Here is a 15,751-nt window from a genome sequence, read left to right on the forward strand (position 1 = left end):
TCAAGACGTGGGGGCGTGCCGTTCCATCCATTCGGCAGCCGTGTCGTACAGGAGTTCCGCGCCGGCGTCGATGGTGACGAAGTGGCCGGCGTCGGCAAGGGTGGTCTCGGTGACGTCGGGGCTGGAGGTGAAGAGGCCCGGATAGCCCTCGACCCCCTGACGCAGCACGTCGTGGGCACCGAAGACCAGGTGGACGGGAACGTCGATCTCCCCGACCAGGTCGAGGTCGTAGAGGATGGCCATGGGCTCGGAAACCATGACCCCGCAGGGGTTGCGGCCCCACAGCCCTTCGATCTCGGCGACGACGGCGGGGTCGGCCTGGGGTCCGAGTCCTCCCTCGACGAAGTCCTCCAGGGTGGGGTCGAAGTACACGTAGCCCCGCGGGTCACCGGGGTCGGTGTGCTCCTCCCCGCCCTCCAGGCAGGTGCGGTAGGCGGTGAGGAACCGGCGGTTGGTGTCGTCGGTGATGCCGACGGCCGCCCAGCCGGTGAGGAACAGGCCGTCCACGCCGCCGAAGGAGACCGCGACGCTCTCCGCGACCAGGGCGCCGCTGGAGTGACCGCCCATGACGACGGTGTCGAAGGCCACCGGGTCGTCGCCCCGGACCTCGTAGTCCCCCGCGCGCAACCGCTCCACCACCTGGTGGGCGATGTCGGCGTGGGCACCGCTGCAACTGGCGAACCCCTCGGGGATGTCGCTGGAGCCGTAACCGAGGCGGTCGATGGTGACCGAGGCGTGTCCGCGCTCGGCGAGCTCGTCGACGTAGTTGCGGCCCTCGACGTCCAGTCGCCAGATCCACTCACCGGTGTTGGTGCCGTGGATCAGCAGGGCGACGGAGGGCGAGTCCGCGGCCAGGACCGCCTCCGGTGCGGTCAGGTGACCGCGGACGGTGTACTCCTCACCGTCCGCGGAGCACTGTCCGCGGGTGCGGTTGACGTTGTCGACCGTGAACTCCACCTCCAGGTCCACGACCCCCGGCGGGGTCTCGGCCGGCCTCTCGGCGACGGGGTCGATCGCGGTGGGGGTGGTGGCCGCGGGCCGCTCCGGGGCGGTGGGGACCGTCCGGGCGGCGGCCGTGGTGATCGTGGCGGCCGTGGTGATCAGGAGCGCGACCGCCACGGCCGCGACCCGGACGGGGCGCCCGCGTCGGAGCGCGCGGTTCGGGGGTGTGCCGGTGGTGTTCACCGTTGTCCCTCCAGCCAGTCGGCCAGGGCCGCGCGCAGGTCGGCCGCCCCGGGTTCGAGGACGAGATAGTGACCCGCGTCGGGCACGGTGACGGTCTCGGTGTCCGGTGCCCCGCTGAAGAGCGCGACGTGGTCGGCCCCGTCGGCGACGCGGGTGTCGTCGTCGGCGAAGGCGAACAGGACGGGCACCTCGACGCCGTGGAGATGACGGGTGTCGGTGGACAGCGCCTCGACCTGGGTGCCCAGGTCACCGCAGGGTGTGCGGTCCTGGAGGCCGGCGGCGAGGGAGGCCACCGGGGTCGAGGGATCGTGGAAGTTCGCCCGGGTGTAGGAGGTGCGACCCACGTCGACGTAGGCGTATCCGGCCGGGGCGGTGTCCTCGGCCCCGGGCGGGCCCGCCCCGGCGTCGGCGGGCACGCCGCCCTGCATGCAGGAGGCCAGGCCACCGAAGAAACGGGCGTTGGCCCGGTCGGTCAGACCGGTGCCGCTCCAGCCCAGGAGCACCAGGGCGTCGGGGGCTCCGGGGCCGTCGAACGAGTAGGCGGTGATCTGGGCGATCTGTGCACCGCTGTGGTGCCCGGCCAGGGTGACGTGGTCGAAGGCGGGCGGTCGGTCGGGTCCGGTCTCGGAGTCCTCGACGGTGTAGTCGCCCTCGCGAACGCGCTCGATGACCTGGGCGGTCATGTCGGCCTGCGAGCCCAGGCACATCGACATGCCGTCCGGCCGGTCCCCGGCCCCGTAGCCGAGCCGGTCCAGGGTCAGGGAGACCCGGCCCAGCAGCGCCATCTCCTCGGTGTGGTGGAATCCGGGTTCGTCCAACCGCCAGAACCACTCCCCCGCGGCCTGTCCGTGCTGGTAGACGGTGACGGCGAGGTCGTCGTCCGAGTCCGTCAGCATTCCGGCCGGACCGGTGAGGTGACCGTTCAGGGTGTACTCCTCGCCGTCGCTGTTGCAGGGCAACCGCGAGTCGTTGCGGTTGACGACGGTGAAGCGGACCGGGACGTCGACGATGTCGGCGGCGGCCATGCGCTCGGCGGTGGCCCGCGCGCGTTCCTCGGCCGTGGGTTCGGGTGCGGCGGCGGGTCCGTTCTCCTCGGAGGGGAGCAGTATCAGGGCGGCGGCGGTCAGGACGACGGCCGCGCCCGCGGCGATCAGGGTGTTCCTAGTCCCGGGCACGGGCCACCTCCGCGTTCTCTCGGACGGGTTCGGCGTCGCGTTCCGCCACCGGGGGCGGGACCACCGGTGACGGCCCGGCGGGGACGCGGGCGGGGTCGGCCGCGTTCTCACCGAGGGTCGCGTCGAAGGCCCGGTGGAAGCGGCGCAGCGGGCCGGGCGCCCACCAGGTGGCACGGCCGGTCATGCGCAGGACCGAGGGCACCAGGAGGCAGCGCACGACGGTGGCGTCGGCGATGACGGCCAGGGCCACGCCCCAGCCGAGCATCATCGTGTTGGTCACCCGCGAGGCGCCGATGACGATGAGGACGACCGCCAGGGCGACGGCGGCGGCGGTGATGACGCCGCCGGTGCGCCGCAGTCCGAGTTCGACGGCCGCGCGGTGATCGCCCGTGCGGTCGTACTCCTCGCGCATCCTGGCCAGGAGGAAGACCCCGTAGTCCATGGACAGCCCGAAGGCGATGCAGAACATGAGCACCGGCAGGGCGGTGTCGATGAACCCGGTCGGGGTGAAGCCGAGCGGCCCGGAGAGGTTGCCGTCCTGGAAGACCCAGACGACGGCGCCGAACATCGCGGTGAGGCTGAGCGCGTTGAACAGCACCGACAGCACGGGCAGGAGCACACTGCCGGTGAGCAGGTAGACCAGGACGAGCATGCCGGCGACGACGACGGTCAGGGCGAGCGGGATGCGCTCGGCGATGGCCTCCTGGGCGTCCACGACGGCGGCGGCCTGGCCGGCGACCGAGACCTCCAGGGGGGTGTCGACCGCGCGGATGTCGCGGACCAGGTTCTGGCTCTCGGGTGAGATGTCCTCGACCTCGGCGTCCGGCAGGACCTGGATGTAGGCCAGGTCCTCGGATTCGCGCAGGGCGTCCACGGGAGTGCGTTCACGCAGGTGGGCGCCGTCGATGTGGACGCCCAGGGGGGAACGGACCTCCTCGACGTGGTCCAGGCGCGAGAGGGCGCCGACGTAGTCGTCCAGCAGTTCGGTGTCGGTGTCCTCCGGGGCCTCGTGGACGAGCACGTCCACGGCACCGGTGGCGGTGGAGCCGAAGTCGGTCCGAATGGTGTCCATGACCTCCCGGGACTCCACCCCGGCGGGCAGTTGGCGGTCGTCGGCCATGCCGAACTCGACCCGGAGGAAGGGCAGTCCGGCCACGATCAGGAGGGTGAGGGCCACCAGGGCGAACACGGGGGCGCGCCCCATGACGGTCCGGGTGAGCCGGCCCCAGCGCCGGTCGGCGGCCTCCTCCGGGGAGAGGGCGGAGCCTCGGCGCAGCAGGCGGCGCGGGTCCAGCGCGTTGACGCGCGGGCCCAGCAGGGTGAGCACGGCGGGCAGGACGATCAGGGAGGTCAGCGCCGCCAGCAGCACCACCGTCACACCGGAGTAGGCGAAGGAGCGCAGGAAGTAGAGGGGGAAGAACAGCATCGCGATCAGGGCGGCCGAGATGGCCAGGGCGGAGAAGACGACGGTGCGTCCCGCGGTGCGCACGGTGGTGAGCGTGGCGGCGGACGGTTCGGCCCCGGACGCGAGTTCGGCCCGGAACCTGCGGACCATGAGCAGGGCGTAGTCGATCGACAGACCCAGGCCGAGCGCGATGGTGAGGTTCTGTGCGAAGACCGACACGTCGGTGAATCCGGCGATCGCCCACAGCACCGCGTTGGTGCCGATGATGGAGACCACCCCGACCAGCAGGGGCAGGGTCGCCGAGACGACGCTGCCGTAGACCCACACCAGGATGAGCAGGGTCAGGGGCAGGGCGATCATCTCCGACCGGATCAGGTCCTCGGCGATGGTGGCCTCGATGTCGTTGAGGACGGCGGTCTGGCCGCCGACGCCGACGGTGAGGGGCCCGTGGTCGCCGCCGTAGCGTTCGGCGAGGTCGGCCACGGCCTCCCCGGCCTCGGCCTCGGTGCCGGAGACGTGCGCGGCGATGAGCGCGCGCGTGCCGTCGTCGGACTTCAGCTCGTCGGAACCGGTCTGCCAGTAGGAGGTGACGCCGGCGACGGCGTCCTCGTAGGCCAGTCCTTCGGCCAGTCCCAGTCCGCGGGCGGCGACCTCGCGGTCGTCCACGCCCTCCTCGGCCGTCACCAACAGGATGAGGTTGGGTCTGCCGTCGGGGAAGTGGTCCTCCAGGATCTCCGCCGCCAGGGCCGATTCCGAGGACGGGTCCTCGGTGCCCTGGCCCGCCCGGAGGCGGTCGGCGACACCGGAGCCCAGGATCACCGCGCCGATCACCGCCAGGAACGCGATCGCCAGGACCCACCAGGGCCTGCGCGTGGTGAGGCCGGTCAACGCGTCGAGCATCGTGTCACCCCCGTTCGTCGTGCGCGGGCGGAACCGCCGGTGGCGGCCGGAGATCTCCGGCCGCCACCACGGGTGCCGTCGCCGTCACAGTATCGTATAAACATGCGACGATCATCAACCTAAACGATAGGGTTCATATATCATTTACTTGAGGGACCGCTCGGCGTCGGGCAACAAGGTCGCTCCGAGGAACACCCCCGGTCGCCAACGCGCGTCCAGAGGGGCGACCGAGGCGACGACCGCGTCGGGCCGGACGTGGATCACCCACTCGGCCCCGGCCCCCTCGCCCCCTCTCCCGGGCAGCAGGGCGACATCGTGATCGCCCGCCGCCTCCACCGCCGACGGGGCGAGCAGGAGCACGTCCACGTCGTCGGGGAGGCGCCCCCGCAGCTCGGCCGCCGCCTCCCGCGCCCGCGACGAGCCGCCGCCCACCAACAGCGCGTGCCGCCCGGAGGCGAGGTAGGCGTGCAGGGTGGTCGCGTCGGTCCCCTGGAGCGGGGACAGCGGGGCGTCGCCGATGCGCCGTCCCGGGAGGGCCCCGCCCACCGCGTCGCGGGCCCGCCAGCCGGCGGGCGGCGCGACCACGGCCGGGCTCTCGGTCAGATCCGGGGAGATCTGCGCCAACTGCGGCACCAGGCGCTTCTCCAGCAGCCCCGACGCCGACAGGACGCGCATCAGGGTGTCGCGCACCAACCTGGCCAGAGGGGAACGGGCCATCCAGGTACGGGTCTGCTGGTCGGCGCTGCGCACCACCGTGCGGGCGATCGGACGACGCTCCAGCGGATAGCTGTCCAGCAGCGTCTCCGGAGCCCCGCGCAGGACCGAGGCGAGCTTCCAGGCCAGGTCGAACCCGTCCTGGATGCCCGTGTTGAGGCCCTGACCGCCGGCCGGACTGTGCAGGTGGGCGGCGTCTCCGGCGATGAGCACCCGGCCGCGCCGGAACTCGCGCGCCACCCGGGCGTGGACCCGGAACCGGCTGCGCCACCACACGGTGTCCACGCGCAGTCCACGGGGACCGCGCTCGGCCAGCAGCCGGGCGATGAGCGCGTCGTCGGGCGGCGCGGTCTCCCCGTCCGGAGCGATGTCGAAGAAGACCCGGTGGCCGCCGCCGGGCAGCGGCACGACCACGAGCACCCCGTCGGGGGTCAGGTGGTACTGGGCCTCCCGGACCGGGGTCGGGCCGCTCACGACACCGTCCGCCAGGAGGAACACGCGGTCGTAGGTGTCGCCCTCGAAGGGCACCCCCAGTGCTTCGCGCACCGCGCTGCGGCTGCCGTCGGCGGCCACCACCCAGGGGACGACGACCTCTTCCCGGGTATGGGCATCGCCGTCGGGGCCGAGGACCACCCGCACCCCCTCCCCGTCCTCGGTCGGTTCCGCCGTGTGGACCCGGGTGGACCACTCGACGGACCCTCCGAGGGCGAGCAGGCGATCGTAGAGGGCCTGCTCCGTTCCGGGCTGGGGCAGGCAGATCGGCCCCGGGAACGCGGTGTCGCTCAGCCCGCCGAAGCGGACCCCGCCGATGCGCCTGCCCCTGGAGAAGTAGGAGGCCGACTCCAACGGCAGGGACCGGTCGACCACCTCTTCGGACACGCCCAACCTGCGCAGGACCTCCAGCGCCCCGCTCCACAGGATGAGGGCCTTGGGCTCCTCGGCCACCCCCGCGCGGCGTTCGACCACGCGGCAGGGGACCCCGTTCTGTAGGAGCGTGCAGGCGGCGGCCAGCCCCGTGGGACCGGCGCCGACCACGAGCACCGGGGGGTGCGGGCCCGGCGCGCTCATCGCGGAGCCTCCGCGGCCCGCGCCGGTCGGCCGGCGCCGTCGAGCAGTTCCGTGATCTCGGCGATCGCCTGGGCGTTGTCCTGGAAACGGACGGTGGCCATGCCCAGCTCGGCGGCCGGCTTGAGGTTGGCCTCCAGGTCGTCCACGAACAGGCAGCGGTCGGGGGTGAGGCCGAGCCGGGCCAGGAGTCGCTCGTAGATCTCGGTGTCGGGCTTGCGGACCCCCTCGTGCGCGGAGTTGACCACGACCTCGAAGAGTTCGTCGGCGGGCACGGTGGCCCGCCACAGCTCCTCCCACTCCAGGACGTTGTTGGTGAGCAGGGCCAGTCGGTAGCCCTCCATGTTCAGGTCGCGCAGGAAGTCGGCGAACCCGTGGTTGCCGGTGCGACCGGCGAACCACAGTTCGCCGAAGGTGCGGTCCTCGGGCAAGGTCCATCCCCCTTCGGGCAGCTCGGCGGTGATCTGGGCGACGAGGTCCGCCTCGGTGATGGCCCCGACCTCCAGTAGCGCCATCGGGTCGGCGCCGCCCTTGGCCGCGGCGGCACCGATGGCGGTGAGGATGGCGTCGGCGCTCAGGCCCGCCGTCCCGGCGAAGTGCTCCAAGGTCTCGTGGAGCGGGTTGGTGAGCACGCCGCCGTAGTCGCACACGACGGCCTCGATACGGGTCACACCCACTGGGCCACCTCGATCCGGAAGGAGCTGTTGGTCGTTCCCTGCTGGTTGACGCGGACGTCGACGCCGACGACCGGACCGAACCGCTCGTCGGAGCGGAAGGGCGTGATGTCGGCCTCCAGGGTGGAGGGGAGGTCGTTCTCGCAGAAGGACGAGAACGACGCCTCCACCGAGACCGGGACCAGGGTCACCGGGTCCAGGCCCTCGGAGCGGGCCACGCCGGCCACGGCCACCTGGCGGGCGGCCTCGATGAGGAGGTTGCCGGGCAGGTGGTCGAGCGGGTGGTCGAACAGGTGGGGGTGGCTGTGGTCGGGGACCACGGTGGCCCGCCAGCTCTCGTCGCCCCGCTGGACGGGGTCGGTGATGACCACGTTGCGCGGATCGCGGCGACCCACCACGGAGGGCTGGGCCGGGATCGCCCGGGGCGCCGCGGCGGCGCTCCAGTCCAGGGACTCACGGCCCTTGGTGCGCAGCGCCTGGTAGGCCTGGCGGCTCAGGAAGATGAGCGCGCCGGTGGCCTGGGCGACCTCGGTCCCGTTGAGGAGGACCGTGCCGCGGAAGTCGTAGCCGCGCAGTCTGCCCGCCTGGTTGCGGTACAGGTCGGCCTCGGTGGCGACCATGAGGCGGGCGGGTTCGGCTCCCTGGCGCAGCCCGTCGAGGTCGCCGATGTGCAGCGACATGCGGTGCATGATGAACGCCCGGTCCATGGGGACGTCGAGGTGCCGGTGGGAGATGAGCACGCCGGTCTGGCGGCACGCCTCCAGGATCAGCGGCAGGTCGTAGGTGGGGGTCTCCAGCATGACGTGGCCGCGGGGCAGCTGGGCGGCGACGTCGAAGGTGTTCTCGCCGGTCTGCCGGGAGTCGGTGACGAACACCTCCGAGACGGCCTTGCGGTGGACCAGCCCCCGGGGGACGGTCGCGTCGTAGTCGAGCTCGCGGATGCCGGTGTTCTCGGGATCCAGGTCGGCCAGGGCCCGCTGTGCGGAGTCCGTCACCTCGGCCACGGCACTCGGGGCGTCTGCGGTCGTGCGGTTCATGTCTTCCCTTTCGTTCGCGTTCCCCTCGGGGGGGTGTTCCGCCGAGGGACAACGGGGTTCGGAACGGTGAGGAGAGCGGTCCCCCGTGACGGGGACGGGCGGGGAACGGCCCGTCCCCGTACAAGAACCGAGTATCGAGAGGGGGCCTGAAGACGACCTGGAACCCGACCTGAAGGCCAATTGTGAAGAAAATTCATTTTTGACCCCGCACGCGGCGTTCACATGCGAAGATGCGCGTGCAATTGATCCCTGCCGCAGATGATCAAGACTTTGTGACTATCGACACAAGGTACGACTTGTGCCCTGTCGCCTCCGGTCCTCGTCTGCGAAAGCTCCCGCCTCGACGTCGGAGTGGAGCCGATCCATTACATAAAGCCATGATCTGCGTGTTTATGATCGCCTTACCGCATCCGAGCGACATGGACCCGTCGGGACGGGGCGGGACTCCGTACCCCTCAGAGCGAATCGGCCGGAACCGGAACCGGGGCGATGTCGGGAGAAGCCGGAGTGCACGGAACGTGGGAGACATCGATAGCGCAAGACAACGGCCGGAAGGATTCCGGAATGATCAGAACACGGCGGACGGCACCGACGACCGTCTCGGTCCTGGGAGAGCTGGAGGTGATCGGGGATCACGGCCCTCTGCCCCTGGGCGCACCCCGACAGCGCGCGGTGCTCGCGGCCCTGGTGCTCAACGGCGATCGCCCCTTGACCACGCAGCGCGTCATCACGATGGTCTGGGGTTCGACCCCCCCGGCCTACGCGGTCAACCTGGTCCACAAGTACATGTCGGGCCTGCGCCGCGCCCTGATCGACCTGCCCCCGCACAAGCGGGTCGACATCGAGAGCGGACCGTCGGGATACCGGCTCGTGGCACCGGTCGGCCAGGTGGACCTGGCCCTGTTCCAGACCTGGATCGACGCCGCGCGCGACCTGCGCGCACGCGGGGACGGCGAACGGGCCGCGGAGTTGTTCGGCCGGGCGCTGGACCTGTGGCGCGGCCCCCTGCTCGGGGAGCTCTCCGGCTCCGCCTTCGACGAGGAACGCGAGTTCATGGAGACCGTTCGACTGGCGGTGCTGGAGGAGTACGCCACCGTCGCCATCGAGGTCGGACGCCAGGCCGACGTGGTGGAATCACTGCGCGAGGCGCTGCGCCGCCACCCCCTGGAGGAGAACCTGGCCAGGCTTCTGATCCTGGCCCTGTACAGCGAGGGACGCACGGCCGAGGCCGTCCGTGTGTACCAACGCCTGACCTCGCACATGCTGGGCGAGCTCAACGTGCCGCCCCGCCCCGAACTGCACGATCTCTATCAGATCATCCGACGCCACGGGCCGATCCCCACCGGGAGACGGCTCCAGCACATCCCCTGACCCCCTCCTCACCGATGCCGCCGCGCACCGGTGACCATGCCGTGGTGCGTCACAGGTCCCGCCGGAGAGAACCTCACGGCGGGACCGTCTCCGATCTCAGACTCCGGCGGGCACGCGTTCGCGTTCGTCCGAAACCCGGACCGAAGGCTCCTCATCTCCGCCCTCGGAGATCCCGATGCGGTCGTGCAGCCACCGCAGTGGCCGGGGCAGCCACCAGTTCACCCCGCCGAGCAGGCGCATCGTCGCCGGCACCATGATCGCGCGCACCAGAGTGGCGTCCACGAGCACCGCGAGCGCCAGGCCGATGCCGATGATCTTCAGGAACAGCAGGTCCGAGGCGCCCATGGCCAGGAGCACCACCATGAGCAGGATCGCGGCGCTGGTGATGATCCGGCCGGTGTGCTGGAGACCGGTCGCCACCGATCGGGTGTTGTCACCGGTGCGCAGGTACTCCTCGCGGACCCGGCTGAGCAGGAACAGCTCGTAGTCCATGGCCAGGCCGAACGCGACGACGGTGATGAGCACCAGGTACGTGGGATCGATCGTGCCCACCGCCTCGAACCCGAGCAGGCCCGCGAAGGCCCCCTCCTGGAACCCCCAGACGACCACGCCCAGCGAGGCGCTCAAGGACAGCGCGCCCATGAGGACCGCCTTGACGGGGAGGACCACCGAGCCGAACGCCAGGAAGAGCAGGAACAGTGTGGCGCCCGCGATGAAGCCGATGGTGGTCGGGGCCGCCGCCACGATGGCGGCGACGTTGTCCTGCTGCATGGCGGCCACACCGCCCACCAGGGCCTCCTCCGCGCCGTCGGGCGCGGGTTCGGCGCGCACGTCGGCCACGAGGCCCTTGATCTCGTCGGAGTCGGCGGCGCCCTGGTAGGCGACCAGGACGTGGGCGATGCCGTCGCCGGTGCGCTCCACCCGTGCCAGGGTGACCTCGGGCAGACCCTCCAGACGTTCGACGTAGTCGTCCAAGGCCTCGTCGCCGGCGTCGCCGACCACGGCGACGTGCAGCCGTCCCAGGCCGCCCCCCGGGAAGTCCTCGGCGACCGACTCGGTGGCGATCCGGCTGCCGGCGTCCTGGGGCAGGTAGCGCTGATCGGTGGTGCCCAGGTGGGCGGAGACCAGGCCGGAGCCGAAGATCACCAGGACACCGAGGACCGCGACCAGTGAGACGGCGGGGCCGCGCATCACGGTGCGGGCCAGACGCGTCCATCCGCCCTCATGGAGGGTCCCGGTGACGGTGCGTCGGGGCAGCGGCAGTCTCAGGCCGTCGATGCGGTGGCCCACCACCGACAACAGCGCCGGAAGGAAGACCAGGGCGGCGAGGAGGTCGAACAGGACCACGGCGATACCGCCGAAGCCGATCGACTTCAGGATCGGCTGGGGAAAGAACAGCAGGCCGGCGAAGGCGATGCCGACGGTGACCCCGGAGAAGGCGACGGTGCGTCCGGCGGTGTCCACGGTGCGACCGACGGCGGCGGCCACCCCGCGCCCCCTGGCCAGTTCCTCGCGGAACCGGCTGACCATGAACAGGCCGTAGTCGATCGCCAGTCCCAGGCCCAGGATGGTGGCGACGTTGACGGCGAACACCGACACCTCGGTGACGTGGGTGAGGACGCGCAGGGTCACGAGGGAGCCCAGGATCGCCAGACCGCCCACCGCGAGGGGGACGACGCCGGCGATGAGGCCGCCGAAGATCAGCACCAGCAGGAACAGCAGGAGGGGCAGCGTGATGAGTTCGGCGCGGACGACATCGCTCTCGGCGGCCTCCGACAACTCGTGCTCGACGGCGATGGGGCCGCCCAGGTGGGTCTCCAGCGGGCCCGAGGCCAGGTGTTCGGCGACGTCGTCGTACTGGTCCAGCCGTTCGGGGTGGCTCTCCCCCGTGAGCGTGATCGGGATGTACGTCGCGTGCATGTCCTCGGAGACGAGCATGCCGCGCTCGATGTCGGAGAGCCCTTCGTCGAGGTAGACGTCGAAGTCGGCGACGACGCCCCGGGGCATGTCGTCGGCGATGCGCTGGATCGCCGCGGCGAAGGTCGGGTTGTCCACCTTCATCTCGTCGCTGCGGTAGACGGCCACGATGTCGACGTCGTCGTGGCCCAGTTCGCCTTCGAGCACGTCCATCGCCCGGGAGGACTCGGCTCCGGGGTCCTCGAAACCGCTTTCGCTGACGTCCGAGAAGACGCCGGATCCCCATACCACCGCGAACACGGCGAAGACCGCGGTGGTGACCAGGACGGCCCACCGGAAGCGATGGGCGCCAAGCCCGAGACGACCGAAAAGCCCCGTGTGCGTTGGCATGAGCAGCCCTTTCGGCGAACGGCCTTCGTGTCCGTTAACGCTGTTCGCTAACGGCGTTCACTAAAGCGTGCAGGCATTACGATGTCAATATCACCGGATGTGACCATAAAACGGGGTGTACCGCAGCACATGACGAAGCCGCAGCTTGAACGGGTCGAGCGGGTACCGAGCCGCCGGGAGCGTGTGCGCGAGGCCACACTCTCCGAGATCAAGGCGATCGCCCGCAGCCACCTCGTCGAGCACGGGGTCGCGGGAGTGTCCCTGCGGGCGATCGCCCGAGAGATGGGGATGACCGCGCCCGGTCTGTACCGCTACGTGTCGGGGATCGACTCGCTCCTGGTGCTCATCACCGCCGACATGTTCGACGAACTGGCCGCCGCGGTGTCGGACGCCGACGCCAGCGTGCCCGCCGAGGACACCGACCGGCGCATCAACACCTCGCTGCGCGCCTTCCGGGGGTGGGCGCTGGAGCACCCGGCGGAGTTCGCCGTGATGTTCGGGCCGCGCAAGCGGCTGGAACAGGAGGTGGACCTCACTCCGGCGGTCGAGGCGGGAAGTAGGTTCGGGGCCACCTTCTTCACCCTGTTCGAGCGCTTGATCGACGAGGCGAGGTTCGAGCTGCCCGACAGCGGACGGGTCACCCCGGAGCTCGCCCGGGAGCTGCGGGCCTTCGCCGTCACCTGCGGCTTCGCGGGATCGGAGACGTCCGTCGAGGCGATGATGGTGCTCAGCTCGTGCTGGGTGCGCCTGTACGGCGTGGTCTGCATGGAGGTGTTCCAGCACCTGGATTTCGTGATGCGGGACATGGAACCACTCTTCGAGTCCGAGCTTCAGAACGTACTGACAGGCCTGGGCGTTCGGTACGAAGCACCGCAAAGCAACGAAACGGCTACCATCAGTACGCCCGATTAAGCCCCATACTGGAGGTCTGTGGCACTTGCCGGATTCGCCCGGGGTGGATCCGGTCCCGGCCGGCGCGCCATGGCATGAGAGCGAGGACCGACCCTGTGGAGAACCGACCCGGCGATGAGCGGTACGAACCGTCCACCGGCACCCCCTGGGTCCCCGGCACCACCGTGCACACGAACTCCTCGCGGTCCTCCGACGGCGGGGCCGACCGGGGCCTTCCGCCGGGCGTGCCCGCCGCACCCCCGCCCGCCGCCGCCCCTCGGCCCCCGGCGACCCCCGACGCCTCGGCCGCGCCCGACGGCGCCTCCACCCCCGGGACGCCGCAGGGCCCGTACACATCACAGGTCCATCGAGGCGGGGGCGTCCCCCAGGGCGCCCACGCGCCCGGTGGATCGCAGGGTCACGGCGGTGTCCACGGTCCTCCCGGAGCGTCCAGCGGCGGGCCGTACGGCCCGCACGGCGCGCAGGTCCACCGGGGCGAGGGCGTCCCCCCGGGTTCCACCGGAACGCCGTGGGGTCCGCAGGGGCACCGGGGCGGACCGGCCCCCGGCGGCCAAGGGGCGCCGTGGGGTCCGCAGGGGTACCAGGGCGGACCGTGGGAACCCCGGTTCCCCGGGAACGGACAGGGCCCCTTCGCGCAGGCGTACGGCGGGGCACCGCAACGGCAATGGCGCTACGTACAGCCCCCGGTACCGCAGTGGGGGCACCCCGAGGCGTGGCCGCGGCCCCAGCCCGGAAGACGGGGGCGCGGTGTGCTGGTGGCGTCCGCGCTGGCCGCGACCGTGGCGTTGGCGGCGCTGGCCGCCAGCATCGCCATCGTCGTCGCCACGCCGCAGCCGGAACCGACACCGACGGGCGAGGACCTCTCGGCCTACTACGACGAACGGCTCTCCGAACCGCCGGAGGAGGTCGTCGTCGACATCGCCGACCACCCGCTGTACGACGCGGCCACGCCCGTGGAGATCCCCTGCGACGTCCCCGACCTGGAGATGGGCTCCGACGACTCCTGGGAGGAGTTCGCCACGGCCACCGGGCATTGCCTGGACGAGCTGTGGGCCCCCGTCTTCGACGACCTGGGGCTGAGCGTGGGGACCCCCGAGATCGCCGTCACCCGCGAGTCCCCCGACTCCGGCGACGAGGAGGGTTACACCCTCGCCTACTACGAGGGCGACTACGAGCGCATCACCGTGGTCCTGCCCAACGTGCGCACGCTCGGCGGACAGATCCCCGCCGAGGCGCGCGAGGACGTGTGGATCGCCCTCATGGGCCACGAGTACGGCCACCACGTGCAGTACGTGACCGGCATCCTCGACATCTCCCACGACCTGCGCCGCAAGGCGGCCGACGAGGACGAGGAGCTGGACACCCTGCGCCGCACCGAACTCCAGGCCGAGTGCATGGCCGGGATCGGGCTGCGCGCCATCACCGGCGCCGACCGGCGATCCCTGACCTGGGTCAACGCCAACTTCAACGGCGGCGGCGACCTGCCCACCCACGGCACGGCGACCAACCGGGCCGAGTGGCTGGAGCGGGGCTGGGACGAGAGCACCGTGGGTGGCTGCAACACCTACGGCGCCGACCCGGACCAGGTCACCTGATCCGTTCGCCGAGGATCTCGCGGTAGGCCGACCACCCGTGGAGCTTGACCCGTTCGCCGCGGTCGAGCTTCCGGGCCTGGTCGGCCTCGGCGGCGTCGATGCGCAACCAGTCGTCGTAGCCGCCGCGGTCTTCCACGACCTCGTAGAGGTCGACGAGGTCCGGCGCGGACGCGCGCAGCACGGACGCGTCATCGAGCAGGGACCGCACGGTGCCGGCGGCGTCGGACTTGTTGGTGCCGATCACCCCGGTGGCACCGCGTTTGATCCAGCCCGCCACGTAGTCCCCCCGGACGACCTCGCCCCGTTCGTCCAGGACCCGGCCGTCGCGCTGGGGCACGGTGCGGGCGGCCGCGTCGAAGGGCACTCCCGGCAGGGGCACGCTCGCGTAACCCACCGAGCGGAGCACCATCCCGGCCGCCAGGTCGATCGTCTCACCGGTGCCGACCAGGTTCTCGCCCTCCAGGCGGGTGCGCTCCACCCGCACACCCGTGACCCGGTCGGTGCCCAGGATCTCCTGCGGGCGGGCCCAGAAGTGGAGGTGGACCGAACGCGGTCGTCCCTCGGGCGCGAGAGCGGCCCGTTCGCGCAGCAGGCGCAGGTTGGTGCGCGCGGCGCGGGCGACGTCCCCTCTGATGGCCGTGTGATCGATGTCGACCTGGGCCGGGTCCACCACGACGTCCACGCCGGGCAGGGACAGGAGGTCGCGCAGTTCCGGAGCGGTGAACCTGGCCTGGAGCGGACCGCGCCGGGACAGCAGGCGCACGGTGCGCACCCGGCTGGCCGCCAGCACGTCGAGCACGGGCTGGGGGATGTCGGTGTGCCGTAGTTCGTCGGCGGTCTTGACGAGGATGCGGGCGACGTCCAGGGCGACGTTCCCGGCGCCGACGACCACCACCTCCTCGGCGTTCAGCACGAACCGTTCCAGCTCGCTGTCGGGGTGACCGCAGTACCAGTTCACGAAGTCGGTGGCGGCGGCGCTGCCGGGCAGGTCCTCGCCGGGCACGCCCATGCGCCGGTCGACCGAGGCCCCGGTGGCGTACACCACGGCGTGGTGGGTGCGCGCCAGGTCGGCACGGGTCAGGTCGGTCCCGAACTCCACCCCGCCGACGAACCGTACGTCGGGGTGTTCCAGCACACGGCGCAGCGAGTGGGCCACACCCTTGATCTTGGTGTGGTCGGGGGCCACGCCGTACCGCACCAGACCGTACGGGGTGGGCAGCCGGTCGACCACGTCGACCCGCACGGGCACCCGACGCTGCCGGGTCAGGGATTCGGCCGTGTACAGGCCCGCGGGTCCGGAGCCGATGACGGCCACCTTGAGCGGTGCGGTTTCCTCATCGCGCTGCTGTTCGGGAGAGGTCATACCCCCATTCTGACAGTCGGGGGCGCGACCTCTCCCGTTCCCGCGGAA

The 15,751-nt window shown here is 71.5% G+C and carries 11 protein-coding genes; 3 read left to right on the forward strand and 8 right to left on the reverse strand.

The features are described from left to right. From PWG71_RS20795 to PWG71_RS20820, 6 genes are all read right to left on the reverse strand, one after another. Entirely contained in the window at positions 1 to 1,185 is a 1,185-nt protein-coding gene (locus PWG71_RS20795) for an alpha/beta hydrolase (RefSeq protein ID WP_274811596.1), read from the reverse strand. After that, on the reverse strand, positions 1,182 to 2,360 hold the full coding sequence (locus PWG71_RS20800; RefSeq protein ID WP_274811597.1) for an alpha/beta hydrolase: 1,179 nt from the start codon (positions 2,358 to 2,360) through the stop codon (positions 1,182 to 1,184). Before PWG71_RS20800 ends, PWG71_RS20795 begins: the two co-directional genes overlap by 4 nt. Next, on the reverse strand, positions 2,347 to 4,665 hold the full coding sequence (locus PWG71_RS20805) for an MMPL family transporter (protein ID WP_274811598.1): 2,319 nt from the start codon (positions 4,663 to 4,665) through the stop codon (positions 2,347 to 2,349). Before PWG71_RS20805 ends, PWG71_RS20800 begins: the two co-directional genes overlap by 14 nt. Positions 4,666 to 4,809: 144 nt before the next feature. Continuing rightward, entirely contained in the window at positions 4,810 to 6,447 is a 1,638-nt protein-coding gene (locus PWG71_RS20810; RefSeq protein ID WP_274811599.1) for an FAD-dependent monooxygenase, read from the reverse strand. Further along, on the reverse strand, positions 6,444 to 7,115 hold the full coding sequence (locus tag PWG71_RS20815; RefSeq protein ID WP_274811600.1) for an HAD family hydrolase: 672 nt from the start codon (positions 7,113 to 7,115) through the stop codon (positions 6,444 to 6,446). The genes PWG71_RS20810 and PWG71_RS20815 overlap by 4 nt, the downstream gene beginning before the upstream one ends. Continuing rightward, positions 7,112 to 8,155, reverse strand: coding sequence for a ScbA/BarX family gamma-butyrolactone biosynthesis protein (locus PWG71_RS20820; protein ID WP_274811601.1), 1,044 nt, complete (start codon positions 8,153 to 8,155; stop codon positions 7,112 to 7,114). The genes PWG71_RS20815 and PWG71_RS20820 overlap by 4 nt, the downstream gene beginning before the upstream one ends. A 564-nt stretch (positions 8,156 to 8,719) precedes the next feature. On the opposite strand from PWG71_RS20820, the gene PWG71_RS20825 reads away from it, so the two are divergent. Further along, positions 8,720 to 9,526, forward strand: coding sequence for an AfsR/SARP family transcriptional regulator (locus tag PWG71_RS20825; protein ID WP_274811602.1), 807 nt, complete (start codon positions 8,720 to 8,722; stop codon positions 9,524 to 9,526). Between the two features lie 96 nt (positions 9,527 to 9,622). On the opposite strand, the gene PWG71_RS20830 is transcribed toward PWG71_RS20825, so the two are convergent. After that, positions 9,623 to 11,833 carry an MMPL family transporter gene (locus PWG71_RS20830; protein ID WP_274811603.1) on the reverse strand — a complete coding sequence of 737 codons (2,211 nt, stop codon included), beginning with the start codon at positions 11,831 to 11,833 and terminating at the stop codon, positions 9,623 to 9,625. Positions 11,834 to 11,962: 129 nt separating this feature from the next. Between PWG71_RS20830 and PWG71_RS20835 the strand changes: the two genes are divergently transcribed. Together PWG71_RS20835 and PWG71_RS28705 are read left to right on the forward strand one after the other, a co-directional pair. After that, complete coding sequence (locus PWG71_RS20835; RefSeq protein WP_274811604.1) at positions 11,963 to 12,745, forward strand: TetR/AcrR family transcriptional regulator; 783 nt, start codon at positions 11,963 to 11,965, stop codon at positions 12,743 to 12,745. A gap of 95 nt (positions 12,746 to 12,840) precedes the next feature. Then, a complete protein-coding gene (locus PWG71_RS28705) occupies positions 12,841 to 14,340 on the forward strand; it encodes a neutral zinc metallopeptidase (protein WP_342455997.1) in 1,500 nt (499 codons plus the stop codon). On the opposite strand, the gene PWG71_RS20845 is transcribed toward PWG71_RS28705, so the two are convergent. Continuing rightward, on the reverse strand, positions 14,333 to 15,703 hold the full coding sequence (locus PWG71_RS20845; RefSeq protein ID WP_274811605.1) for an FAD-dependent oxidoreductase: 1,371 nt from the start codon (positions 15,701 to 15,703) through the stop codon (positions 14,333 to 14,335). The two genes, PWG71_RS28705 and PWG71_RS20845, sit on opposite strands and share 8 nt — an antisense overlap. Positions 15,704 to 15,751 lie beyond the last annotated feature (48 nt).

It is taken from the genome of Nocardiopsis sp. N85 (genome assembly GCF_028882275.1).
GTDB classification, from domain to species: domain Bacteria; phylum Actinomycetota; class Actinomycetes; order Streptosporangiales; family Streptosporangiaceae; genus Nocardiopsis; species Nocardiopsis lambiniae.